Below are 25,263 nucleotides of genomic sequence, written 5' to 3' on the forward strand. Positions count from 1 at the left end.
CAATAAAAAAGCACCCGAAGGTGCTAAAACTGAATTGATTCTATTTGTTCAATACTTTCTGAGTCATAAATAAGTTGCCGAGCTATTCGGCTTCTTGAATGACAGTTTGAAACATGCTGAGCTAGCGCAATTCTCAAACCTCTCAATTGCTCTGCATCTAGCGAAACAATTGAATTGTCTTTCAATGTCCAGTCTACTGAGACACCTAAATCACTTGCCGCAATTATTCGGGCCTGTGAAGAAACGTCTGAATCAAAAGTAAAGTTTAAAAAAGAAAAACCTCCATATTCGGCGGTTTCTCTTTGAATTTTGATCTCCGACCATTTCTGCTCTTTAGCTTGATCTAATGACCGAGGATCAATCCACTGTTTCAAATCATAATCGAATATGTGATGAGTTGATGGTTGTTTGGGTATATGTGCCCACCACCCACGGTAATACATATTTGAGGATGGAGGATCTGAAACAGCCAAACAACCAAGCGGTTTATTTAGTGCAATGGTTTCTTTATTTGCATAAATCAACTGTAGCAGCTCACCTCTTTTTGAAATAATAGCTGTCATTTCTTCATTTCCGTCAGAATCATTTGTGGACTTTGAATGCTAAAAATACCTGTAGTGCTGTTTAAAGTAATACGTATCGCGCGAGTATTGCGATTTGCAAAACCTAATTTGAGAACGTAAGTAGCTGTCCCACTAAAAATGTCTTCTATACCCGCATTCACTGCAAAAGTTCCTGTGAAATAAAATCCACCAGAGCTCATCACATCAGTCGGGGGTGTTTCCTGCCGGGCGACTAAAGTTCCATTTCTATAGATGGAAACAACTGCCCTAAGGTTTAACCTTTCAAAATATGAAAGCGATCCACCATCCACTGCATACGCAGTCAAGTATTCATTCTTAAAAGCAATACAAGATGCATCTATTCGGCATTTCCCTCCTGAACGGTTGATTGTGGCTGTTAATAAATTACCGAATTTAGCCTCCCACTCTGCAAGTTGAGAATTATAATCGCTATATTGCGGACTATAGGCTCCTGAAACGACGATTTCACTTGTTGACTTGATTGATGTTGGAACAGTGACTGCTTCATCTTGTATCTTTAAAGTACCAACTGCTAAATCTTTGATTTTTCCTGCTGTTACGGCTAAATCTTCAATCTTTGCTGTTTTGACAGCCAAATCTTCTATATGTGAAGTCTTAACAGATTGGTAATCCATAAACACTGATTTCAAGTATGCGGCAACAGGAAATACTGTACCTGTGACTGGATCGGTAAAGGATGTGGTTCGAAATATAAATGGGTAGTACCCGACACTATCACCGCGTCCAATAGCCAATGAGTCAACATCAAAGATATACTGTCCCTCTACACCATCATTAGCACCTCCCCACCCGATAACTTTGCCATTCACATCAATTTTAGTAAATTTTTGCGCGTACAAACCATTGGTTGATTCAGTAACTTCTTGAATCGAAGCCGCATTGTCTCCAACTTTTGTTTGAAGCGTTTCAGTCAATTTTACATTGGCTGATACTGCATCGGCCGTTGCTTTAATCTGTTGCTGATATAAAGCATCGTTCTGATTCATTTGGGCAGTAACTTGGTCAGTGCGAATAGACTGAGCTAAATCTCCTTCTATACGTGCTGATTGTTCAGACCAAACACCAGCATAACCACCAGAATTACCAATCAGATCAGTTTCTGAACCAATCAATGGTGGATTGATTTGAGCATACACACCATCAACCTTAGTCGTTGTTGCTGTCAATTTATTGTCAACATCAGCAACTTTTGAATCAACAGTACTCAATGCACCCGTTGTCGCATAATTGCCTAGCTTTGCCTCTACCGCATCCACTTTCGATACAGCAGAACTTGCATTCGTCACAGCCACATCAGCTTTTGATAAAGCAGTTGCAGAATTAGTTAATGCATTATCAGCTGTACTTTTTGCCGAAGTTGCAGTTGCGTTGGCTTGTTGCGCCATTGATGCTGCTGCACTTGAATCAGTAACAGCAGTATTTGCTTTGCTTAATGCACTGGCTGCATTAGTTTTTGCAGTCGATGCATCAGATTCAGCAACATCAACGCGACTATCTAATGCCTCAATAGAACTACTGTTTGCTGTTGATTGTGTTACAGCGGTTTCAGCTTTTTGTTGTACTGAAGATAATGCTGAATTATTGCTAGAAATATAGTTATTTAAAGCAAGGGTATTCACTTTATCTCCATCAACACGAGCCTGAACTTCTTGCTGTGCTAATGCTTGTACATCGTTGATCTGTGCAACTGTTGTATCAACTCGTTTACTAAGAGCTAGATCACCTTCAATCATTGCAGATTGGAGTGACCAAGTCCCGGCAAAACCTTGATCATTGCCGATCAGATCAGATGAAGATCCAATCAATTTTGGATTTAGTTGCGCGTAAACACCATCAGTCTTCTCTGCAGTCAATTTCAAATCATCAGCAACAACCTTGATACCTGATTGTGCTGCCGCTAAACCTTGATCACTTGATTTTTTGACTGTATCTACAACCTCTAAAACAGCATCATCACCTGCTTTAATTTGCTTTGTTAATCCATCTTCCAAAGTACTAATCGCAGTTTTTCGATCCTGTATTTCAGTATTGATCTTTGAGGTAGTTGAATTGATTGAGTCAATACGCTCAGTCCGTTCAATTGCTAAATCATCATTTGCTTTTTGAGCTAACTCTTTCGCTTGTTGTACAGATGTTTTAAGCCCTGAAATATCAGTATCAATATTTTCAATGTGATCAATCTTGGTCTGTAAGTCCTTATGCAATTGGCTTTCAGTGATTTGCTCATTTAAAAGATCAAGTACATCGGAAGCATCAGCGGAAGTCACACCACTGACCCAATCTGACCAATCGCCCACATTGCCGATGCGATCAATTAAACGACCTCGGTAATACTGGCGTAAGTTTGGCTGCATACCTTGAATGGTGTGAACGGTTGTTGGATAAGCAAACAAACCGAGTTGAGCAATGTTTGAGGTTCCATCTGGTGAAACTTCAATTTCAGTATAGGCGGTATCAAGTGCACCCACCGCTGGAAACAACCAGTTTAATTTCATGCCAAATAAAATCCCTTCAGCACGAAGATTTGCTAACTTTGGTGGTTTACCTTGCTTGCCTTTTAATTCAGTTAGTACTGAATAGGTTGGTAATGAGGAAATATCAAAAGCACTGATTGCAATTACTCGCGCCTCATATTGCCCTGCGTAAATACCAGCTATTTCTGCCGAATTATTTCCAGTTAAGGGTAGCTTTAACCAAGTGCCGTTATCTTTACGCCATTCCACTTGGTATTTGGTAGCATCTTTGGCTTGTGGCCAACTGATCACCATAGTTTCAACTGACATTCCCTGCTGAACCATCTGTTCGCTCGAAATCGTGACTGATTCAACTGGTGCTTGGGTTGTAGGGTTAATAATTGATATAGGTCGATCATCAATAAACGCACCATGATCAATGGCATCATATTTCGAATCATTGTGCTGAATAGCATTAATTGTGAATTGGTGTGGCTCGTCTTGTGAGATTGAAACGACACGAAATTTCATTGTCGCTAAATCTTGTGCATCAATCACCCACACGTTCTGCACTGCGACAGAATCGAATGCAGATACTACAGTAACAACTCGACCAGCAATACTTGATACAACTCGTGCTTGTGCCTTTCCATTCTCGCCATTCACAACTAGACGGTCACCAGCTCGGCATACAACATCATCACGATCTAAGGTTATTTGTTTTAAATCAGCGCTGACTGAAGAAATACGCCCACCATTTGCACGACCAGCTAACAACTCATCAGCAAGTTCAATCACTTTACCTGGTAATGGAATATAGCCATCCAACCCAACTTTAAATGTGACAGTTCGAGTTTCGAGTTGTTCTGTTTTTAAAGCCCATTGGCCAGTACGTTGTGCTTGTCCTTCTGATGTACAGCCCCATGCCTCTAGTTCTAATAAACGTACCGCTTTAGCCTCTGCAATTGATTTTTCATCACGTACAAAAACATATTCAGTCTTATAGCGATTTTGCGGATTATCCCAAGCAACTTTAACTGCATTATGCCGATCACGTGCACGCGTACCGGTGTAATTAATACCAAGAACGCCATCAATAATATTGGCAGATGTGTATGTAAAAATAGCATCTTGAGGTACATCAGCCTCACATACGATAGATGCACCATCCCAATAACTGATTGCACGAAATAAACCTGCAAGTTTGCTTAAAATATCGAAAGCAGATTCGGCACTTTGAATATACACATTACAAGTGAACCGTGGTTCTTGCTCACCCTTGCCATCCGGTACCAACTGATCACAATATTGTGCTAAACGATACAATGACCATTTATCAATCATTTGCTCGGTTAAGCGGTTGCCAAGTGCATATCGCTTATTGGTGCATAAATCGTAGTAAATCCAAGCTGGATTATTGCTATAAGCACGCTTAAACAGGCCATCCCATATCCCGATGTAAGTTCGGCTTACCGGATCATAGTTGCTTGGTACTTTGATCTTTACACCCTTTAGATCTACTGCAATTTTGGCAATATTCGAGAATGTTTCAGCATCATATTGCACGCCAATCAATGCAGTATTTGGGTAAGCAAGCTTAACATCGACAACTTCAGTAATGGCTTGAATATACATCTTATCGCTGACATATTCAGAGCTTGAATTCGGTGTTTTACGTAAGACGCGAATCAACCAACTATTATTGGCTTTTGGTAAGCCGACACGATGGGTACGTTCATAATTTGCTGAAGTTTTTCCTGACATTTGAGTATCAAGCATTAACTCCCATGATCCCCCATCAGTCTGCACTTCAATCAAGTAATCAATAACAATACCTGAGACATCGCCATTACTTGGGTCTTGCTGTTTTAAAGCCCCAAAACGCACTCTTACAATCACGGCATCGAGATTAAGATTGGTAATCCCTTTAACCCAAGGCGTATCACTTTTAAGTTCAACACCAACAGCAGTTTCAGAAGCAATGCTTTCAAAACCTTCCATGTATGCCTGATCATTGGTACCTGAGCGAAAATCTAGAGTGACATCTTGAAAGTTTCTTGCACCACTATCGTTTTCAACTGGTGTGTCATCAAGGAAGATTGATTTAAAGCCATTTGCTAAGCCCTCAACTTCGCCCTCACTCATGCCATACTGTAAACGTGCATAGGTTTTTGAAGCGGTTGTATCATTTGCAACTTTTGGTTGTCTTTGGTTTTTGCTACCGCCTTTTGCGCCTTTTACTGTTTTAAGCATACTTTTTCCCACACAATAAAAAAGCGCTTAATGCGCTTATATTCTTAAATTATTTCTTTCCACCGCTGCTGCCACCGCCTGTAAAACCAGCATCTGCAGAACTAAAAGTATCTACTGCAAATTGACCAGCATTTACAATGAATCCACCGACTTCGCGCTGACCATAAAGAATAGGAACTGGATTGCCTTGTGCGATTGTGGTGACTGCTCCACCAAATCCCTTGTTTGCCCTGTTTCCATCTTGATTTTGATCTTCCTCGTCCATCTTTGGCATCATCATTTGAGCAATACCACCAACCATCATACCAACGCCAGCAGCAATCATACTCACACCAATCTGAGCCCCGATACCTGTCCATCCTGCAACATATCCAATTACCGCACCAGCAACCACCATCACAGCACCCAATATAGTTTGCAGAACTCCATTACCACCAGCACCAATGACTTTAGGCACAATCTTGATAACTTTGGCACCAGTTTCAAAATCAATCTGATCCTCACTGATATTTTCATCATCTTGAAAAACAGCAAAGCTAAGTCCGTGTTCATGAGCGGTTAGCATGAATTGTTCAAAGCCGGGCACTTGGACTGATAGTGCTCTTACAGCTTCACGGGTGCTTTCAACAGCAAGCTTAAATTCCTTACCAAACTTCTTTCCCAGTACGCCATATAATTTGATCGTTTTAAGCATTCTTATGCCTCACAATTTTAACAACACGCTCTTGCCATTGTTGCCCAAAGATTTCACGCACTGACTTTCGACCATAAGGATGATGTAGGATTAATGGTCCACCAAAACAACTCGTGCTTTCTTCTGATTTGAGTTGCCATTGATCACCCAGCCAAATTACTGCGTGGTTCGGGTGTTCTGTACGGCCAACATTGCACACCAACATATCGCCATACTGCGGTTGACTGACTTCATAAAATCCCGCTGCATCTAGGTTTTCTATATAAAGCGATTTATGATCTTTATCACTCCACCAATTATCCAAACGCTCAAAATCAATGAGTTTGATATTCAACTCACGACGATAAAAATCACGAACAATTGAATAGCAGTCTTGGTAGCCATGATGATAGTCACGACCAATGAGTGGGGCTTTATAGCCACAGGGTTCATAGACTTGAAAATCAACTTCAGGATATGCACAAATTACCCATGGCATTTCATGAAGCTCAATTTGTAATAAATCTAAATCAGAAGCACGTGCTGTAGCATTGGGATGTGAATGGACATAGGCTTGAATCTCACCTTGATCTTCAGCATTCGCCAAGTCTTCATGATGAATTTGAAACTGACCTTTTTCAGCGACATTACGGCATGGAATATACTCACCAGAAACAATAACCCCGCAACATTCTGCGGGGAAACATTGTTCAGCATGAGATAAAATCGCTGCTTTTAGTTTTTTATTTAATTTCATTTTTACACCATTGAAGATGCAGGGAATCCACCAAAATGAAGCTCATTCTCTCGGCAACGACAGCCTGATGTTCGGTAGTTACATCGATCTAAAGCTGGATTGTCTGTTGATTCATCTTTTTCAGTAAACATTGCAGATCCGATATATCCACACTCTTCACTTCGATATTCCCAATTGCAGTAGTTTGAGATTTGCCGTGTAGGGATTTTTAGCCCTTCAAAATCCACGGGATTAGAAAGTTCAAACGTCACTTGCTGAGCATTTTCAGAAGTCTTTTGTTCAATGAACCAAATCTGCTCGCGCTTCTCACTTGGATTAGCCGTAGCATTACCAGCACTAAAGTTTTCAGCATCAAGATATTTGGCTAATGTAGTAATGACTTTGATTTTTGCACCAGCAAAATCACCAAACTGTAAACAATATGCAGTTACCGCACCTTGAATACCTTTGATATTATTTGCCATGCTGAGTGTCGGTGCTGAGGCTTTTCCATCACTTCGCATTTCTAAGCCTGATACTTGCAACGCCATTGGCTCAAAAGTCTGACCATTAAAAATAATATTACGATGCCATACCTTTTCATTACCAATATCAAAGGCTTTGCCGATTGAGCCAGTATCAGAACCAATTAATCCATCTGATCCAATCGAGCTGTAAATCTTTTCCCAGTCTTCATAAGAAATATGTCCGTGGAAACGTAAAACGCCAGCTCCTAATGCGCTGGCGTCTAACTCAAATAATGTGATTAATCCATCTACATAAAGCTTTTGAAAATCACTGTTCAGAGTCATTTTTCAATGCCTCCGCTACAGCTTGAGCCAAGTTAGTTGGTTGAAAATCTGCAGGTGTATTTGAAATTTCAATTTCAGGCTTTGGTAATTCTTTTAATCGAATGTCGATCCAACGCCCCATTGGAATATCACGAGGCTTTTCAAGATTAGGGACAATATCACCTGTTTCTTCATCAAACTTTTTAGCAAAGGTTTTAACTTCAATGGTTTTATCTTCAAGTTGCTGATATTGCACGGCTACCAAAACATTTCCATTAGCATCTTTTGGCATCTCGATATACCAGCCATTAACAGAGAAACCTTCTGTATTTTTTAACAGGTAATGACCAATATCTACTTTTTCAAATACAGGTTCTTGTTCTAATGCCTCATCATTGGGTTCTATTTTTTCCGCAAAAAGCTTAACAATGGGTGAAGCTGCTTTAATAAAGCCATTTGAATCAGTAGATGTATTTGAACTTGTTAAAAACTTGAACCAAGCACCCCATGTTGTTGCGCTAGATGCTGAGCGAATGTAGTGGTTTTTTCCATCAACACCTGAAAATATTTGCCAACTGTATGAATAATTGTTATTTGTAATGTGATAACCACGAATTGCACCATATCCCTCTGGAGTTCCACTACCTTGCCCATTATTTACATTGTAATAGCAATCATACCCACCACCTTTACCTACTAAAAAGTTATAGAGCTCTGTTGGGTTTTTCGGAGAAACATCAGACATTGATAAATCACCAATAATCTTTTTACCTAGTCCAAACGCCCCAACCTCCATCACATTTCCAGCGGCTGTACCAACCAATCGACTCGCAGCATGCGTGTTATTGGTGAAATTTTCATTTAGTTTGGTGCCAGTCGAACGAAAGGTATCACCACCTGCGCCACTCGGTGCAGTGCCTAAATTAATTGTCTGGATTGTCATATTTTTCTCACTAAAAAGCCCCAGCTAGTGGGGCGTGAATTTAACTGCATTAAAATTGCTGATAGAAAGTTGTAGAAATTCGCCAAATATCACCACCAAGTTTGACTTCTTGATATTGCACATCAGTTTTTACACGGACTAGACCATATTTAGGATGCTGCCAAAGGAATGAATCAGCGCCTTGGTGATCATCAAAAAACTGTTTAATCTCTAAAATTTCTGCTGCATTTGAAGTTCTCTGATAGGCCCATTCACCTTTTTTATTGTTAATTCCAACACTAACATGTTGTTCATAACCATCACCGAACTGATTTGAAAGTACCTTAAACTTTGTTATAGAACTGTTTCCCTCAAAATCAGTACAGTGTTCAAATAATCTATTACTCATTTAGATAATAATCCCCCTTGCCGCTTCTCTTTCATAATCACGGCTCGTACAGCATTGCCAATCGCATCACCAAGTTGCTTTTGGTTTTGAGTATTGCCGCCTGAAGTATTTACGCCTGAGTCGGTTACGTTTACTTGGATTGTGATGTCTCCACCTCCACCGCCATTATTAATCATATTGGTAAGTGCTTTATTGTCTTGTGGATTTAAGACACGCTCACCCTTGCTCAATAACCATGTGCCTTCTTCAGGAACATTAGCGATACCATCGTGGGCCATACCAGTTAAGGCAACACCTTGGATTGCAGACATTAGATCATTGGTTTGGACGACTGTAGCTGCTGCCGCTGCCATTTTCTGCCAAATGGTTGTATTGGCTGGATCATTCCAAGCCGCCATTACAGCGCCTTTAGCATTCAAAATTGCACTTGATAAGACAAAGGCTTTCTGCATTGCAAACGCAACCTTATAACCTGTACTCTCCTTATCACCGTAAGCATCAAACATTGATCCCATCATCCCAAACATTGCGCCATATCCTGCTAAGGATGCGGCTTGAGTTTGGTTTTCAAGGTCTCGATGTTGTTGGTCATAGGTTTGTGCAAGAGCAAGTTTTGCATCCTGATATTCTTGCTCGATCTGAAGTAATTTATCCTTCTTCTCTTGTTCACTCAAAATGTCACTTTTGCTTATTGCTAAAGATCCAGTATTTAAATCATCACCAAGTTGAGAAAAACCATCCTGCTGCTGTCTATTTAAATCCCATTTCTGATAAGCGAGTGGACTTAAAGAAGATTGAGCAATTGCCTCAACCCCTTTATCTCTTATTGAGTAAAGAGGATTATTGATGTTGTCGAATGCAGCTTGACGAGCATCAATAATATCTTGAGTTGCTTGATAGTCAGCTTTTACTCGATCGTCACCAGCTTTAATGTAGTTTTCTACATCTTCCTGATATTTTACCTCCTGAAGAGCTAAATGATCTTCCATCGCCTTTGGATCTTTAGCAAAAGTCTCTCGAATCTTCTTAACTTGCTCTGAGTTATTGTTTTCAAGCTTTTGCCAGTCATTGTAGAACTCAATCAAAGCAGTTCTTTCTTGAGCAAGTTTTTCTTTATAACTGGCTAATTTCTCCAAGCTCTTTTGCTCGTCAGAACCCTCAATAAAAGATATAGATCCACTAAATGCAGCCTTCCATGCCTCTTCAGCTGATTTACCAGAAGCAATCGCTTGTGTATAAAGCTCACGACTAGCCTTTAAAGCGTTTTGAGCTTCTTTAACGCTAATACTTGCTTTATTCCCAGCCTTACCATCGTAATAAGACTTACCAGTCACAGGGCTGGCAACAGAAGCAAATTCTTTCGCTAAATCTAGATTTGCAGCATAAAGATTATCACTCTTACTCTTAATGTAATCTTCAATACTTCCACGGTCTTTCTTGGCAGTAAGCAGATACTGCTGAACTATACGCTCTTGAACATTTGCATTAAATTTTTCAGCAACAGATACAATACCAGCATCAATAGCACCTTGAAGTGTAGAGGGTATATTTTGATATTTTCCAGCTGCGAATATAGAACCATTTTTTTGCAATGCTCTAATTTGCCCAACAGTCATATCAACTAGATTTAATTTTGATCCAACGCTGTCGCCTGCCTTGCCCTTGTTGAAAGAGTTATAGTTCCCCTCTCCACGAGCAATCACAGAATCAATTGTTTTGGAGTTAATGGTTTTTTTGCGTAGTTCATTTTGCTTTTCAAGCTCTTTATTTTGAGCTTTAATCGCATCAGCTTTGGCATCCTCTGTATCTTTCATTTTTGCAGATATATCTGCAATCTTCTTCATCTCAATGCCAGTTTTAGAGTGTGCAAGGGTTGGATCAAAATTAAGTGCTTTTAGAACTGCCATTCGTTCTGCAATTTTATTTTCACTAAACCCCATTTTCTGCATTTGTGCTCTAGCAGCCATTTCCTTAATGTTCGATAAGGCGGTTTTACTATATTCAGCATAAGCCTTTTTAGTTCCTTCAATGGCGCTCTTTTCTCGCTCATGTGCTGCCGTTCGCTCATCTGTAGATTTCACTGAGTTTCCAGTTAATCCATTTAGTTCCTTAACCTTACCAGCAAGAAGATTCACTTCTACTTTAGACTTGTCTGTTTTGGTAGCATAGTTTTGCAAACTGCTCAGAATACTGTTTGGTAATTCAGCTATACCATTAAACCGCTTAACAGCATTTGTTGCTGAAATTTGGTTTAGTGAATAATCTTTAATTACTTTATTTAGGTTAGTAATTTGCTGTTCACTGCCACCATTTAATCTTACATATTCAACTTGAGCTTCAAGAGAATCAACAAGACCGTTTTTTAAGTCTAGAAAGTCTTTAGTTGCGATTCTAGTTAATTCAGATTGAGTTGCTATTTGTTGGTTTAACTTTTCATTAACAACAGTGTGAGCACCTGATGTCTGAGACAGTAAATCTAAAGCTGTTTTATTTTGATTGATATTTTTTCTTGCATCAGCTACAGCACCCGAATACTCAACAAGTTTATCAATCTGATCTTGAGAAAACCTCCCTGAAATTACCATTTTTTGCAAAATAGCACTTGCATCACCAGCACCAGTTTTAATGGATTCAATAGCCTGCTTATATTGAACATAATCATTACCAGAGATTTTAAAAAGTTCTTTTTGAAGATAAGCAAATCTAGTCATTGAGCTTGCTGCGTCATCAATTGAATCATTTTGACTATCAATCTCTTTGCGCAAACGAACACTTTCAACCTGAGCTTGTACAGAATTTAACTCTAGATATTTCTTGGTTAAATTTTCAACTGAGTCAGATTGAGTTGCTAAGGACTCTTTGACCTCTTCTGCACTACTGCTCAAATAATAAAAAGCCGCAGCAGTAGCGGCTATAGCAATACCCATTGGACTAAATAAGGCCATTAGTGCAGCTTTACCTAACGCTAATCTACTTGTAACTGCTGCTTGAGCTGTAAGTGCGGCAGATAATCTGGCAGAAGATGCCGTTTGTGCTGTTTCGGCAGCAGCGATTTCTAGCGCAACCTGTGCTTGTAATTGTCCAAGTTGAGCCATACGAGTCATGGTTGCCATGCGACCCTGATTCGTAATCTGCTGTGATAATCTAACTTTTTCAAGTTCGATTTCAGCCATGATTTGCGTATGCGTTGCCTTGGCGTTTATTAATGTGATTTCAGTGCTTCGAGCCTCTGCAGTTGCAGATGCTACTTCTGCCTGAGTTGCAGCAATGTTTGCTTGTCTTTCTGAAAGAGTCGCATCAATTTTCGCAAACAACGAGTATGTTGCATTAGTTGCGGACACTGTCGCGCCTACCATTGCTTTTGCTAAAACCCCAACTGCAATAGCCGCACCTGTGTTGGCAATCGGCTCAATATTATCAGCAACCATTTTTATAGATGATGCTAAAGTTTTTGCCGCCCCTGAGCCTGAACCAGCCTCACCAACAAATTTAGTGACAGAATCATTTAACTGTGTAAATGATTGAGCAATTGTAAAATCTGTTTTAGAAAATAGATTGTCTACAGATGTTTTGGCATTATTAAGGGCTTTGATTACAACATCACCAGTTAATTGGCCTTCGCCTGCCATTTTACGCAGTTCGCCAATGTTTACCCCTAAGCCTGTTGCGATTGCTTTTAATAATGCTGGGGCTTGTTCTGCGATACTGTTAAATTCTTCCCCACGCAATACACCTGAAGCTAAAGCCTGTCCGAACTGCATCAACGCTGCTTCTGCACTCGCTGCGCTCGCACCTGAAATTGAAATGGCTTTTGAAACCGTATCAGTCAATGAAGCTGTTTGCTGCATGGTGATACCAAGACGTGAAGAGTTTTCAGCAAAACGTTGATAAACTTGCGCAACCGAACCCCAAGATTGCGCTGTGGCTTGAGCGATATTAAAGGTATCTTGTGTTGCAGTACTTAACTCTTGCTGAGAATTAGTAACAAGCTTTAATCTGTTTTGTAAGTTTGTATAGCTATCTGTATAAGCAATAACTTGATGAATTGAGAATGATCCTAATGCTGCAACTGCTAACCCTTTTATTGCTTTAGTTGCGCCATTTGTGCTTTGCTCAATACGTCCTAATTCTCGACTAGCTGTATTGGAAGCGTCACGCATACCCTGAGTAAAATTGCCTGTACGACAAATCAAATCAAGTGTTAATGATCCTAGTTTTGTTGCCATTTACTTTTCCTCAGGCAATAAAAAACCACCTTTCGGTGGTTTTGGTTTATTTAAAATTAAATGGTATTAATATTTAAGCTTTAGCTTCACTTGATCTACATTTATCAACTTTAGGCAAATTGATTCTTTGTCAGCAACTTTTCTATTAATCCATTGATTATCAAACTTTAATTCTTTAAATGTTTTTTTTGAGAGTAGCTCACCAGTTGCATTTATAGTGTTTTGAAGAGTGGTTGCATATGCAATTTTATCCAACTTTATTAATGATGAATCTGAGCACGTTATTTTCTCATAATTTGTTTTTGGCGTTTTGCAGTTAGTTGGGGATTTTAATTTCCAAGCAGAATCATCATAAAAATAATCCCAATCCTTCGAACTATCCTTAGCTATTGTTTTGTCTAAAATTAAATTTTTATCAGCTTCTTTTAATAATGGCAAACACTCATTATCAAACGCAAAGGCAGTGCCACTTAACCCCACCAACAAACCTAAAAGAAGAATCTTTTTCATATCAAATCACTCACATTTTTAATAGCCAGTTTAACACCATATTGACCTTCATCAATATCATCATCCCAACCACCATTAATGACAGCATCTACAGTTCTATTTATTCTTTTTCCTGCAAGTTTTTGCGCATCACCACGAGATAAGTAACCAACTAACAAACCATTGATTTCCACTTTTACAGCATTCTTATCAAATTTATTGGTAGGTTCAGATGTTATTCTTGCAGTACATTCATGAAATTTTGATATTTCTTCTTTTGGTCCAGCAATTTTTTTTAAATTTTGCTGATAAGACCCTTCACCCACAATGTTAAAATTATAGGTTGTTGTTGATCTTGATTTTATTTTCGGACTATTAACCCTATTAATTACATTATCAGGCAGACGACTACCTGAGAATGCATCATCACCATCTATTTTTGTTAAGTCAGTAATACGAGAAGTGTCAAATTTTATTGGTTTAACTTTAGCTCCGTTAAAACCAATAAAAACCAAAACTGCAATAATAAAAACTACAAGAATGATTACCCACATACCCCACCCTAAATTATATATTTAGACCAAGATACTAATTATTGGGTTAAAAAGAAACCTCCCGAAGGAGGTTAGATTTACTCTGCACAAAGGCTTTCCATGTAATCCTCAAGCGTGACTTCATCTTTTTGCATTTTACTTTCTTCGTGAGGCATGAAATCAAAGGCATTAATACTAGTGCCTTCTTTCACTTTAAATCTTGTGTAATGCGCTATCCAGTTGCCAAACGCTTGCTCAATCCGACGACCAAAAAATAGAGATCCATACTTTTTACGGTAGGATCTCCATAACATCAATTCAGGGTTTGAGATATTGGCTTTGGCTTCAGCTATTGTTCTTCCGCCGATGCCGTTGATGACAAGCTCACACCAGAATTCTTCTCCTTGGTTGAGATCCAATTCTTTCCCGAGAAGTTCACCACCGAATCAGCTGCTTCATACAAGGCATCAATCACTTCTGATGAAACTAAACCTGTGTCATTAATTTTTGGGAAGAATTTAGTTTTTTCATCTTCATAAATGATTTGATGAAGTAAAGCTTTACGGTACTGATCAACAGTTAGCCCAGTACTATTTTTCACCTTCCAAACATCGGTTGCAGTGGCCACTTCATCATGGGTGAGAATCTTTACAAGAACTTCTCCTGTAAATTCTTTGCCCTCTAAGTCAAGAAATTTAATAGTCTTCTCAACAAAAGTACCAATGCCAACAGCCTTTTGAGTGGCCTGTAATGTCAACTTTGCCATTATGGTGTCACCTCACGACGAGTCATAGTCACCTTAGAGGTACGAACAATGGTGAAGTCATAGTTAATCACCGCATCAACTTCAATGTCATTTGGCGCAGTATCATTCATATAACCTTTAAATGACCACCAGTTACGATCTTCAGGAAGATCAATTCCACTTCCAACTGTGTAAGTTGGTGGTGTTTTTGAGTGGCTCGAGCCAACATACCAGTCTTTAACTTCACCTGATTCCGCAATTTTCAACAATTCGATGTGACTTGCATTTTCATCATCTAAATTGATACCAATGCCTGCCTCACCCGGATCACGAATCCCACGGACATATTGCTTACTTTCCGCATCAAGACAAGTAACATCAATCTTCCCAAAGGAATCCTGACCAAATTTAAAGTTTTTAGGGCAGACAAAACGAACAATCGCCCCGTTGACTACAGTGAATACTTGCGTACCCTGCGTTTTAGTTTCTGCCATGAGTAGATCTCCTCTTTAGGCATAAAAAAACCACCCGAAGGTGGTAGTTGGTTTAAATAATTTAGTTTTCTGAATTTGGTTTAACTGCTTCATTAAAGTTCTTAGAAGCATTGTTTAAAGTATTTTTTGTACGTTGAAACACTTCGCCATCTTCGGTGGCATCAACAGGAATCATTACAGCATCAACAACAGCGGTCACAGGAGTTACAGCAACTGAAACGGCTGCTTTGGTTAAACTTTCAAGCATTCCAAACATGGGTTTCTCCGAGATTTAGGTATAAAAAAACCTCCTCTTAAGGAGGTCTAGGTTAAAAATTCTTTGTGTTTAGCGTTTATCGATCAAACCACCAGTTCGCATCAAATCCACGACCAAAAATGTTGGTATCAGCAACACGTTCGACATGGTTTGGATGCAAGTTGGTGATTGTGCAAAGTGGGTCTAAAACAACACTGATTGCTTTTCTAATTTCAGATGCTCGTGCTCTCTCGATGTCATAAACAACAAGCTGATAAGTTAGATGATCAATCTTTGGTGGACAATCCAAATTGTGATTAGGTACACCACCTACCAATGACCACACCACATAAGGAAATTTTGTTCCATTTGGCGCAATATCTTCATAGATTCGATTGTTAACTAATGCAACAACATCAGGTGACGCTTGTAGTGTTTTAAAGATTGGTAAAATGTTCATGTGGAACTCGCTAAAGCTTTGTCGATTTCGTCATTCAACATTTGAACAAACTTATCTGTGACTGGTTGGATATTGTTTGCCAGAGCTGGGCGCATGAATGGTACGGCTGGATTATTTACAGATCCAAATTCAACCCAACGCCAGTGCCTTGTATCACCACCACTTAAATTAGGTGGGTTTGGGTTTGAAAACGATGCACCACCTCTCACACCTACTCGGATTTTAATATCGCTGAAGTTTCTTGTTTTTCCATCTCGAACAGAAATGTTTTTCCAAATTTTCTCACGTGTTTTAGGATCATCAATCAGCTTTGCATTATTACGCGCTGCAGCTCGAACAATATTCGCGGCTTGTCTTAATGACTTGCGAACCATTGATTTTACTTTGCGCGGATTATTGAGGCGTTCTAGTTTGGATTGGAGTTGATCTAGTCCTTGGATATCGAATTGAATATCAGCCATATCTACCCCAATAGTTTCAGCTCAAACGTCACATAAATTTCAGCGTTTTCATTGTCAGGTTTAGGTGGTGAAACGATCTGAAAAGTCTGACCTTTCCATAACACACGCATTTCTGTTGTGATATCGGTACGTTTGCGAATCTTTAAGCGCGCATTCGTTTCTGATCCTGCTGCTTTGGCATTTATTGTGTCTTTTACAGAAAGGAATTCCACCTTAGACCACAACTTTTTGTATTCAGACCAAATAGGCTCAAGTTCATTGTTATATTCATCAACTGGCGTGATTTTTTGTTGGATGGTTACTCGGTGGAGTAGTTCGCCTGCTCGCTGTCCCATAGATCACCTCAAATTGCTGTAGGTTTTCGATAATGAAACAATAAGGACTGCACAGGCATTGGAAGATAATTACCGTTTACTGGTGTTTCACTCTCAGCATTACGGTGCTTATCCCAAAATCCACACAACAACAAAATGGCTTGATGAATTGCCTTAGGATATTCAGATTCAAATTCATCTGTGATGTAGTTTTTAACCACTGAATCTGCTGCGTCTAAATACCCCTGCAACATCATGTCATTGTCATCATCGTCATAGCGCAAATGTTCTTTTAGGGTTTCTAAACTAACAATACTCATTCATCACCCCATTTCTTTTGAGCCAATTTGAAATTTTCATGATTAAACTCGCCAGAATGTTCATTTTCGCAGTGCCAAAGTGAACCATTCTTTGTGACAAAATCACCTACTTCATAACTAGATTTTTGATTAAATACACCTTTATACAGAGATTTTGGTTCTGCTACTGGCTGATTTGAAGTGTTGGTTTTACTAAATGGATCTTCTTGTGCATCACGTTTGGCTAATGCTTCCAGTGAGAAGTTTTGCTGTTGAATCATTGGTGAGTCACCACCAGTCACAGGCAAGTATCCTAATTTCTGTCTCGCTTCATTTGGCGAGAAAATACCAGCACTTATACCATCCTTAAAATATGCAATTTTACTGGTTGAATCCATGCGAATAAGAACATCAAGATCAAGGAACGCTTCAACTTTATAGTCTTGCAGATTCAAACCCTCATCGAGTAGATTTTCCCGTGCTTCAATATATGACTGTAAGCAATCTGAATAGTAGATTTCATTCAAATCTGAAACTTTGGTTGCACCTTGCACATCCGTTACACCAATCTTGAAAGGTGGGACATTAAAGGCTGTACAAACGATTCGGGCTGACATATTAAGTTGTTCAATGAGTTGGCTATCTGTTGCCTTCATGCCAATGCTGACATACTTAGCACCATCTGATAAAAGGCCAGTTTTACCAACATTAGCGCCACCATAATTAATATCCCATTTAGTCTTAATCTCTAAAGCTTTTGAAGCATCCAATGCACCAGGTACTTCAATAACCCCACCCGGTCTTGAGCCATTTGCAAAGAAATTTTTGGAGTTTCTGAGAATTGAAATACCTTGCTCAGATGCCAATGCACAAGCCATGATTGGGGTTAATCCAACTAATGGATGATAAAGCGCATTAATACGATCATGGATTATTTCAGATGCTGGAATAATCACATTGTCAGTCTGTGTTAGTCGATCATTACTGAGTTGATAAAAAATCTCTCCATTATCATCGACCAATGTAGTCACAAAATCAGGATTTAGAATAACTAGCCGATATAGTTCACCAAATGCATCACGCACTTTAAAAATATAGGTGTTTCCACGTAACAATAAGCTTTGTGTCCATTGCTCATTGAACTGTTGCCAATTCTGATAATGATTTGGCTTTCTAAAAACACGAACTAACTCTTTTGGTGTTAAGGCATCAACTAAAACACCATCTTTTTTCTTTTTTAACAGTACTGGCATCTTGCCAATATCTTTAGAAATAAGACTGATACACGCAAATACAGCATAAAAGGCTGTCATATCTTCACGTGTAATTTCTTTATTTTCCTGCCATGCGCCTGAAAATGGCTCTTGAACAAAAAGACTATTCCAAGTGCCAGCATTACGGGCAGTTTGATAGCTCTTTTTGCCTCTAAACCAGTCAAAAATACCCATAATTAATGCCTTTATTCTTCGGTTTTAGATGGTTTTGCCTTTGATGCTGGCTTCTTTTGCTCTTGATAAATCTCAGCAAAATTCAATTTAATAAGGACATTTGCTTGATGATCTTGAATTTCTTTCACATCACCCACTTTTGAGTCATGTGTATCTTTTAAATATTTAATTTTCATAGACTGTTCCCATAGCTAAACATTTTGATTGCTTAGATATGAAAACAGCCCCAATTAAGGAGCTGTTTTGTTTAATCATTATCGATTAAGGCGTGTAATCGATATAGGCTGCCGCAATTGCACGACGTTTAGCCCACGTGATGAACTTCTCTACACGAATGGCAAATTTGTTTTCTTGCCATAAGTTGTGAGTCGTAGATCCATCAACCAATGTTGCTTGATCACTGTAAGCCACATCAACACCGCCATCTTGAGCAACCAGTAATTCACTCATTTTCACAAGAATTACCTTGTCTCCAATAGACTGTGAAGTGATAACTGGAATACCAAGAAGTGAACGGGCAGCACCAGCAAAGGTCATGCCGTTAAAATACGTATTCCCTAAAGGATCACGAAGCAAAGCATACTGCATTGCACGTGTTTCACTCATAAGGAAATATGCATTATCGGTGGTAAGATTCGCAGCAACGAACGTGGTGATAAGTTTTAGCAAATCAGCTTCAATTTGAGCGCCACTTGTGCCTGATGGTTCAATTGCAGTCACCCCATTCAAGATGCCTGCAGGTGTAACATCTGTTTGTGCTTGTGCACCAAGGAAAGTTGTATCAATTAGAACTTTACTTGCTTCAATCAAATCATTTAACACAAGTTGGTCAATTGCTGGATCTGCTCGACGAAGAAGTTCTTGCGTGTAAACAGTGATTGCAGCAAGTTTATGCTCTTTGATTTCAATACTGCCAAATGTTGGATTGGTTAAAGGTTTTTTCTGACCTTCACCCACCCAAGATGCGGTGCCACCCGTTAATTGGCCATTAATTTTCACATTGAATGGAACAGAGCGAAAACCTTTCAATTTATCGAAAATTGTTGCATTGCGAAGCAATTCAAGGAAATCACCCTTATATGTATCTTGTTGGACTAAAGGCGCTGCAAATCCAGCATCAGTCGTTGTACCAAGTGTTGCTTTTTCAATGTACTGAATCGTGTCTTGGCTATAACCAAGTTGTTTGGCGGCTTCCACAACTGTAAGAATGTTGCCTTGCTTTTGTTCATGGCATGCAAGCATTTTTGCTCGGGCAAATTGAGCGAACGGAACGCCTTTTGGAAGATTTGACGAAACTTCAATTACAGCTTTTTTAGGATTTGGATTTCCGCCAGCAGAATTTGCTGCTTCTTCAGGATTGGCACCTGCCACTGGTGTAGCGGTTTGAGCAGCTTGTTCGGATTGCTTGATCATATCTTTTACACGATCAATGTTTTTCTGAATAGTCGCAATTTCAGCGTCTATAGCTTCAATTTGCTTTTCATCTTCTTCACCTGGTGTTGAACCACCATCCAACGCTTTAGTGACAATGTTCTGCTTTTCAAGATTCTTAGCAGCCAAAGCATCAAGAAGTTGTTTTAAATATTTATTCATACTAATTTTACTCCACCCTTTGTTGGGCTATTAAGTTTTACAATTACGTGTTTTTGCTCAGATGAATCGCCATCTGAAACGGTTTTCTGAGGTTGTTCGCCCAACGCGGCTTTGTATTCCTCGAAAGCTTTTGAATAATCTGTTGCACTCTCGCGATTGCATGGGATAGTCACAAGTGAAAGCTCGTACCACTCCCAATCGTTGAATTGGATGCCACCACCTTTGATGAATTCGGCTTGTTCCCAATCAGCCAAGAAGCCAACAGATAAACCTTTGACTAATCCATATTTAAGGCTTTGATAGGCTTCATCGACTCGGGCTTTTAAGTTGCCTTCTTCAGCAATTTCAGGAAGATGAATTTCAACTTCAATGCCTTTATCTGTGACTTTGGCATCAATTACCTGACCAATTGGTGCACTATGTTCATGATGAAAAAGTAATGGCAGTGGCAATTCAAACTTGGCACCACTTGGAACCATGATGTCTTTTGCTCGATCTGAATTAGGTGTGCTTGCTATACCTTTGAAGGTTCGCTTTTCATCATTTGTGCTTTTGATTTCAAAAGAGCCAAATGATTTTTTTAGAGCTGGCATCTGGCTCTCCTTAAAATGAAAAACCGCCAATTAAGGCGGTTATTGAGTTGGATTTATTTAAAAGAAAAAAACGTTATATTCTTTTTGGACTGGTTCAGGATTCATACTCATCAAAGCCACAGCATTAAATGTCGCAATTAATGGATCTATCTTTCCGACACCTGATTCCTGTTTGGAAATCATCATGCCATTGCCTTTGACAACTGCCCTTGCATTACCGACGCACCAGGTCATTAACTGCGAACCTTGGTGATATAAATTGCGTTCTGCCAGTTTTCGTTCGGTTGTTAGGATATAACCCATTAATTTAAAGCCTTGGGGTACTGCAATCATTTGTTCTTCAGGAATACCCACTTTAAGCAGACCATCCAAAAGCCCACCTAAACCAAGTGGATCAAGGCCAATTTTGTTTAACTTGCCTGAATCAAAAACTTGCTTGGCGATTGCTGCCAGTTGGTCAATATCATCACCAATTCGCTCAACAATGGTTAAACTATTTTCTTGCTGAAAGTCTTGATACTTTGGCGCATTCTCTTTACGTCGATCGACTGCAGTTGTATTGCACCAAGCATGATTCCATAGCCACCATTTACGGCTTTTTGCATGACGGCCTAAGACAGCAAATCCCAATAGGTCATCCAAACCACCACCATCTATGCCGATGGTGATTACATCTGATTGATCAATTAATTTATTGAGTGTGAATTGCTTAGATTGTGGTAACCAAAATTCTGAGCCAGCCCAACGATTAGCACGAAGATTCATGCCGATTTCGACATTCAAACGTTTGGCTAGAAAATCCCGAAAGTTTTCTTCATCTGAATCTTTAGATTGCTCAAAGTCATCCTTTAACTGTTCTGGATCTACACTGGTACCGTAATTAGGATTAGGGATGTGAAAGTTTTCAGGATCAAGATGCTCATTGTCCTCGATCATCTGTTTAGGAAATTCATAAATCAAAGGTAGAAACTTTCTATTCTCCTTGATTCCATCCCTCACATCGCGTGCATAATCCAATTTTTGCTTAAATACACCGCAAGGCACTTCACTTGCTTGGGTTGTTAAATAAATGATGCAACCTTCTGGACGACTCGCTAAACCACCAGTCGCCTCACGAAACATTGATGCGGCACGAGCATTCTTTTGGAATAAATGAAGCTCATCAATTAATATCCATGACGCCTTTTTACCACCAACCGTATTAGAATCTGCTGCTACAACTTTTAAAGTGGCATTCGTTTCCCGGTGTTTAATCGTTTTTTCGTGTTCAGAAACATTAAGCAATGCCTTTAATTCAGGATCTGCACTAATCGCCTCTTTAATAGGTCCAAAGCTATTGTCGGCAACTTCTTTGGTAGGTGCCAAAATAATGAGTTCTGCTGCCTGACGATCATTCATAATCAAGGCTGTAAGCATGATAAATGCTGCCAACGTTGATTTAGAATTCTTCTTAGGAATAAGTAGGAAAAACTCAGTTATCAGTCTGCGACTATCCTCTTCGCTATAAGCACCGAAGATTGCAGAGACGAATTCAAATACCCAAGGCCTTGTAATTTCACCCATGGTGGGCTGACCCATTACATCCGTGACTATCAAGCTCTTAAAAACATCTAAAGCCATTTCAGCTTCATCTTCAAATAGTGGCTTGCATGGAATCAAGGATTGACCTTTGACAATCTTCTTTTCCCAGTCTTTGCAAGAAGTTGTCCATTCCATAAATCACCTAACTATATCGTTTTCGAGCTGCCCTTGTTGCAAACTTGCCTGCACCGCCCGCAATGTCTCTTGCTTCATCTTTTTGAGTTTCTTTTTTGCCTTTGGTGCCGACTTTTCCATGAACATATGGCATAGCTGCTTGTGCGGCCTTGAGTCTTAAATCAGGGTCTTCAAGCTCATTGGTCCAAACCTTTTTTAAATATTCCAACGGATCGTCAACACCGCCAACAGCAATATCATCTCGACCAACGAATTGACCATTCGCCTGTTCAACTTCGGGTTCAATACGCTCAACACTCACAACTTCAACAAAGTTTTCAGCTTTAACTTTTTCTTTATCAGCTTTAACTTTTTGAGTGTCAGAAGTTAACTTTTTGTCAGCCTTTAACTTTTCGATATAGCTGATAATGTCGGGATTTTTAGCAAGTTTTGCACCTGCTTGCGCTGCTGTTTTTTCTGCATAACCTGCTGTAATTGCAGAATCTTTATTGCTTAGACCACTAACTACAGCCTGAGCAAATTTTCTCATTTTTGCAGTTAATGACATAATTCACCTTTAACTTTTGAGTTAACTTTTTGATTAACTTTTTTTGAAAACAGAATTTTTTTTATAAATGAGATGGTGGGCGGTCAGGAATATCAAGATGCTTGAAACTTTCAACCTCCCCCCACACATTCATAAACACATGTAAATGTCAATAAATATATTAAAATAATTAATATTTTTCATATACTTAATCAAAATTTCCATTTATCAATTGATTGAATTTGTTGACGCTTCACCTGCATTGTTCTGCGGTCATCACTCATGATTCTAGCTATGCACTCTTCATGTGGTGTTTGCATTATCTTGACCTTGCATGGTTGGAGTTTAGATATCCACCAATTGCGCTGTGTTGGTGTAGAACCAGTAAGAATTAAATAACCACTCAGATTTTGCTTGGACATTTCCAGAAGCAAGCTATTGCGCTTCCTTACTGCTAATGCATAGTCCTTTCTGCTGCCTTTATAAATTAGCTTCCCACTTATTTCAGCAATCAATTCATCTAAATCAAGCACCACATCATCTGGCTTAGCATTCTCTTTAACCCAAGTTGATTTACCTGAACCAGAACAACCAAATACAATTGTTAATCTTGGTACTGGCTGCAACCACTCAGGCATAAACACATAAGCAATAGACTTGCCGCTGCCTTGCTCTTCTTGCTGCTTAATGGATGAGTGGCATGACATGCATAAACTCTGGTGATTATCTGCATTCCAGAATAAATCCTGATCACCACGATGCGGCACAATATGATCGACCACCTTTGCTTCGGTTACTCTGTTTTGCTCCAAGCAATACACGCACAATGGATTCGTTTGCAAGAAGCTTAAACGATACTTCTGCCATCTATAACCATATCCACGCTCGCTAGTAGTCTTGCCATCACGCCATGAAGTTCTTAATTCACTCTTTGGATTGGGATTGATTGTCTGTAGCTTGGTTTGGAGTCGCTGAAGCTTCATTACTATCTACCACTTGGAGTTCTGATAGAACCGCATCTATTTGCTGTTGATTGGTTGGATAAACTTCAATAACAGCCTTCCAAAGATTGTCGTATTCTGCAACAAGAGTAACCTTTACAACACCTTGGAGATAAGAGCCATCATCAAGTAGAACCTTGGTGCCATTAACTAAGTGAGATTGATGTTTAGAATTGTTGTTGGGTGCAGGGATTACAGATACAACTCTAGGCATTGTCATTCTCCAAATACTTACCAACCAAATCATCAATATCAGAAGCACGTACTTTCACTGCTTCTTTAGTGTCATGTGGAATTCGTGGATCCAATCCCATACCACGCATGAAATTAGCAACTGATTCAAGCGCCTCTAATAATTCATCGTTATTCATCTCTCACCCATCCAAATATCCCGAACTCTCACCCTCACTATCCAAATCAAGATGCTCAAGCAAGTGATTAATCTGTGCTGCCTGTTCGTTGTTGATCTGAATGAGTTGATTGTTCTGTTCGATTAGTTTGTTGTTCTGCTGGATCAATAACACCAAGACCTCGCAGGACTTTCCGCATTCGTTCTTTTGCTCGTTCACTTTGTTTCCTCAACCATTCTCGTCGTTGTTCACAGCCTTGGCATGTCATAATCTTCACCCAATAAAAAACCTCCCGAAGGAGGTTTAGTTATTAACCAACTAACTGCTTACGAAAGGATTTATGGATCATCTCTTTTATGTCATCTTCTAAGTTGGCTTCAAATATAAGAATAATACTTGCAGATTCAAATTCAAAAGACGACTTATCATATTCTTGACCAGATAGATAAAGTTCTAGATTCCCGCTATTACTTATATCTGAGAATCCAAATTTATCTCCACAAATATTTACTAAGATATATTGTTTTGATTTCATTATTATCTCTATAATTAATTTAGAAACAATAAATTATCAAATTATCCAAGTAAGATCAATCACTCAACATACTTCTAATTGCTTTAGTTCTTTCTTTTAACTGACTAATCTTTCGATCAATGACAATCATTTCATCACGAGTCATCAGACCACGAGATAGGCTTTGATATTTACTGATCTCTGATTCGTACCGCTTAAGATTGCTTAGTGCTTCGGTTCTGTCCATAATCTTTCTCACTCAAATCTCAAGCATGCCATCTAAGGTTTTGTAGATTGAAATAAACCAGTATTTACCATTCCACACATAGTTACATGTAAGTCCTTTCTTGTAGAAAGTGTCTGTGAACTTAGAATAATGTGTTGCACCAGTTGGTTTATTCATCCCACTTTCCTCTAGGCATTA

The 25,263-nt window shown here is 39.2% G+C and carries 31 protein-coding genes; all 31 read right to left on the minus strand.

The genetic code is table 11. The features are described 5' to 3' along the window. Positions 1-23: 23 nt before the first annotated feature. Entirely contained in the window at positions 24-563 is a 540-nt protein-coding gene (locus tag AC4CUY_RS12045; RefSeq protein WP_419371581.1) for a DUF4376 domain-containing protein, read from the minus strand. Continuing rightward, positions 560-5,311, minus strand: coding sequence for a TipJ family phage tail tip protein (locus AC4CUY_RS12050; RefSeq protein ID WP_490774163.1), 4,752 nt, complete (start codon positions 5,309-5,311; stop codon positions 560-562). The genes AC4CUY_RS12045 and AC4CUY_RS12050 overlap by 4 nt, the downstream gene beginning before the upstream one ends. 49 nt (positions 5,312-5,360) lie before the next feature. After that, complete coding sequence (locus AC4CUY_RS12055) at positions 5,361-6,005, minus strand: tail assembly protein (protein ID WP_490774164.1); 645 nt, start codon at positions 6,003-6,005, stop codon at positions 5,361-5,363. After that, entirely contained in the window at positions 5,998-6,741 is a 744-nt protein-coding gene (locus AC4CUY_RS12060; protein ID WP_419314376.1) for a C40 family peptidase, read from the minus strand. The genes AC4CUY_RS12055 and AC4CUY_RS12060 overlap by 8 nt, the downstream gene beginning before the upstream one ends. Before the next feature lie 2 nt (positions 6,742-6,743). After that, positions 6,744-7,532, minus strand: a complete 789-nt coding sequence (locus tag AC4CUY_RS12065; RefSeq protein ID WP_490774165.1) for a phage minor tail protein L — start codon at positions 7,530-7,532, stop codon at positions 6,744-6,746. Beyond that, positions 7,516-8,454, minus strand: coding sequence for a pyocin knob domain-containing protein (locus tag AC4CUY_RS12070; RefSeq protein ID WP_490774166.1), 939 nt, complete (start codon positions 8,452-8,454; stop codon positions 7,516-7,518). Before AC4CUY_RS12070 ends, AC4CUY_RS12065 begins: the two co-directional genes overlap by 17 nt. Before the next feature lie 49 nt (positions 8,455-8,503). Then, positions 8,504-8,842, minus strand: a complete 339-nt coding sequence (locus AC4CUY_RS12075) for a phage tail protein (protein WP_490774167.1) — start codon at positions 8,840-8,842, stop codon at positions 8,504-8,506. Next, positions 8,839-13,068 (minus strand): tape measure protein, encoded by a 4,230-nt coding sequence (locus AC4CUY_RS12080; protein WP_490774168.1) that lies wholly within the window; start codon positions 13,066-13,068, stop codon positions 8,839-8,841. Before AC4CUY_RS12080 ends, AC4CUY_RS12075 begins: the two co-directional genes overlap by 4 nt. A gap of 66 nt (positions 13,069-13,134) precedes the next feature. Next, complete coding sequence (locus AC4CUY_RS12085; protein WP_180644721.1) at positions 13,135-13,578, minus strand: hypothetical protein; 444 nt, start codon at positions 13,576-13,578, stop codon at positions 13,135-13,137. Further along, entirely contained in the window at positions 13,575-14,111 is a 537-nt protein-coding gene (locus AC4CUY_RS12090) for a hypothetical protein (RefSeq protein WP_180644722.1), read from the minus strand. Before AC4CUY_RS12090 ends, AC4CUY_RS12085 begins: the two co-directional genes overlap by 4 nt. Before the next feature lie 77 nt (positions 14,112-14,188). Beyond that, positions 14,189-14,509, minus strand: a complete 321-nt coding sequence (locus AC4CUY_RS12095; protein ID WP_373996374.1) for a hypothetical protein — start codon at positions 14,507-14,509, stop codon at positions 14,189-14,191. Then, complete coding sequence (locus AC4CUY_RS12100) at positions 14,440-14,856, minus strand: hypothetical protein (protein ID WP_419259456.1); 417 nt, start codon at positions 14,854-14,856, stop codon at positions 14,440-14,442. Before AC4CUY_RS12100 ends, AC4CUY_RS12095 begins: the two co-directional genes overlap by 70 nt. Continuing rightward, positions 14,856-15,329, minus strand: a complete 474-nt coding sequence (locus AC4CUY_RS12105; RefSeq protein WP_490774169.1) for a phage tail tube protein — start codon at positions 15,327-15,329, stop codon at positions 14,856-14,858. The genes AC4CUY_RS12100 and AC4CUY_RS12105 overlap by 1 nt, the downstream gene beginning before the upstream one ends. Before the next feature lie 61 nt (positions 15,330-15,390). After that, positions 15,391-15,585, minus strand: a complete 195-nt coding sequence (locus tag AC4CUY_RS12110) for a hypothetical protein (protein ID WP_234622636.1) — start codon at positions 15,583-15,585, stop codon at positions 15,391-15,393. A 76-nt stretch (positions 15,586-15,661) separates the two neighbouring features. Continuing rightward, complete coding sequence (locus AC4CUY_RS12115) at positions 15,662-16,024, minus strand: DUF3168 domain-containing protein (RefSeq protein ID WP_490774170.1); 363 nt, start codon at positions 16,022-16,024, stop codon at positions 15,662-15,664. After that, on the minus strand, positions 16,021-16,485 hold the full coding sequence (locus AC4CUY_RS12120) for an HK97-gp10 family putative phage morphogenesis protein (RefSeq protein WP_314341388.1): 465 nt from the start codon (positions 16,483-16,485) through the stop codon (positions 16,021-16,023). Before AC4CUY_RS12120 ends, AC4CUY_RS12115 begins: the two co-directional genes overlap by 4 nt. 2 nt (positions 16,486-16,487) lie before the next feature. Beyond that, complete coding sequence (locus AC4CUY_RS12125; protein ID WP_314341387.1) at positions 16,488-16,820, minus strand: phage head closure protein; 333 nt, start codon at positions 16,818-16,820, stop codon at positions 16,488-16,490. 8 nt (positions 16,821-16,828) lie between these two features. Beyond that, on the minus strand, positions 16,829-17,119 hold the full coding sequence (locus tag AC4CUY_RS12130) for a head-tail connector protein (protein ID WP_004817444.1): 291 nt from the start codon (positions 17,117-17,119) through the stop codon (positions 16,829-16,831). Continuing rightward, positions 17,116-18,546 (minus strand): phage portal protein, encoded by a 1,431-nt coding sequence (locus AC4CUY_RS12135; protein ID WP_314341386.1) that lies wholly within the window; start codon positions 18,544-18,546, stop codon positions 17,116-17,118. Before AC4CUY_RS12135 ends, AC4CUY_RS12130 begins: the two co-directional genes overlap by 4 nt. 11 nt (positions 18,547-18,557) lie before the next feature. Then, complete coding sequence (locus tag AC4CUY_RS12140) at positions 18,558-18,722, minus strand: hypothetical protein (protein WP_314341385.1); 165 nt, start codon at positions 18,720-18,722, stop codon at positions 18,558-18,560. Positions 18,723-18,807: 85 nt separating this feature from the next. Then, the gene (locus AC4CUY_RS12145; RefSeq protein ID WP_234622629.1) at positions 18,808-20,139 is read right to left on the minus strand and encodes a phage major capsid protein; all 1,332 of its coding nucleotides are present in this window, start codon (positions 20,137-20,139) and stop codon (positions 18,808-18,810) included. Next, complete coding sequence (locus tag AC4CUY_RS12150) at positions 20,136-20,732, minus strand: HK97 family phage prohead protease (RefSeq protein ID WP_234622628.1); 597 nt, start codon at positions 20,730-20,732, stop codon at positions 20,136-20,138. Before AC4CUY_RS12150 ends, AC4CUY_RS12145 begins: the two co-directional genes overlap by 4 nt. Positions 20,733-20,789: 57 nt before the next feature. Beyond that, positions 20,790-22,448, minus strand: coding sequence for a terminase large subunit (locus tag AC4CUY_RS12155; RefSeq protein ID WP_419259761.1), 1,659 nt, complete (start codon positions 22,446-22,448; stop codon positions 20,790-20,792). A gap of 7 nt (positions 22,449-22,455) precedes the next feature. Continuing rightward, entirely contained in the window at positions 22,456-22,995 is a 540-nt protein-coding gene (locus AC4CUY_RS12160; RefSeq protein WP_490774171.1) for a terminase small subunit, read from the minus strand. 191 nt (positions 22,996-23,186) lie between these two features. After that, on the minus strand, positions 23,187-23,957 hold the full coding sequence (locus AC4CUY_RS12165; protein ID WP_490774172.1) for an AAA family ATPase: 771 nt from the start codon (positions 23,955-23,957) through the stop codon (positions 23,187-23,189). Continuing rightward, on the minus strand, positions 23,899-24,189 hold the full coding sequence (locus AC4CUY_RS12170; RefSeq protein ID WP_315075545.1) for a hypothetical protein: 291 nt from the start codon (positions 24,187-24,189) through the stop codon (positions 23,899-23,901). Before AC4CUY_RS12170 ends, AC4CUY_RS12165 begins: the two co-directional genes overlap by 59 nt. Next, positions 24,182-24,346, minus strand: a complete 165-nt coding sequence (locus tag AC4CUY_RS12175) for a hypothetical protein (RefSeq protein ID WP_315075547.1) — start codon at positions 24,344-24,346, stop codon at positions 24,182-24,184. Before AC4CUY_RS12175 ends, AC4CUY_RS12170 begins: the two co-directional genes overlap by 8 nt. A gap of 67 nt (positions 24,347-24,413) precedes the next feature. Beyond that, positions 24,414-24,593, minus strand: a complete 180-nt coding sequence (locus tag AC4CUY_RS12180; RefSeq protein WP_490774173.1) for a hypothetical protein — start codon at positions 24,591-24,593, stop codon at positions 24,414-24,416. Between the two features lie 42 nt (positions 24,594-24,635). Further along, entirely contained in the window at positions 24,636-24,860 is a 225-nt protein-coding gene (locus AC4CUY_RS12185) for a hypothetical protein (protein WP_004725001.1), read from the minus strand. A gap of 55 nt (positions 24,861-24,915) precedes the next feature. Beyond that, entirely contained in the window at positions 24,916-25,086 is a 171-nt protein-coding gene (locus tag AC4CUY_RS12190) for a hypothetical protein (protein WP_314341063.1), read from the minus strand. Between the two features lie 12 nt (positions 25,087-25,098). Further along, positions 25,099-25,242, minus strand: coding sequence for a hypothetical protein (locus AC4CUY_RS12195; RefSeq protein ID WP_490774174.1), 144 nt, complete (start codon positions 25,240-25,242; stop codon positions 25,099-25,101). Between the last annotated feature and the right edge of the window lie 21 nt (positions 25,243-25,263).

This window comes from Acinetobacter sp. 778_lipA (genome assembly GCF_058242985.1).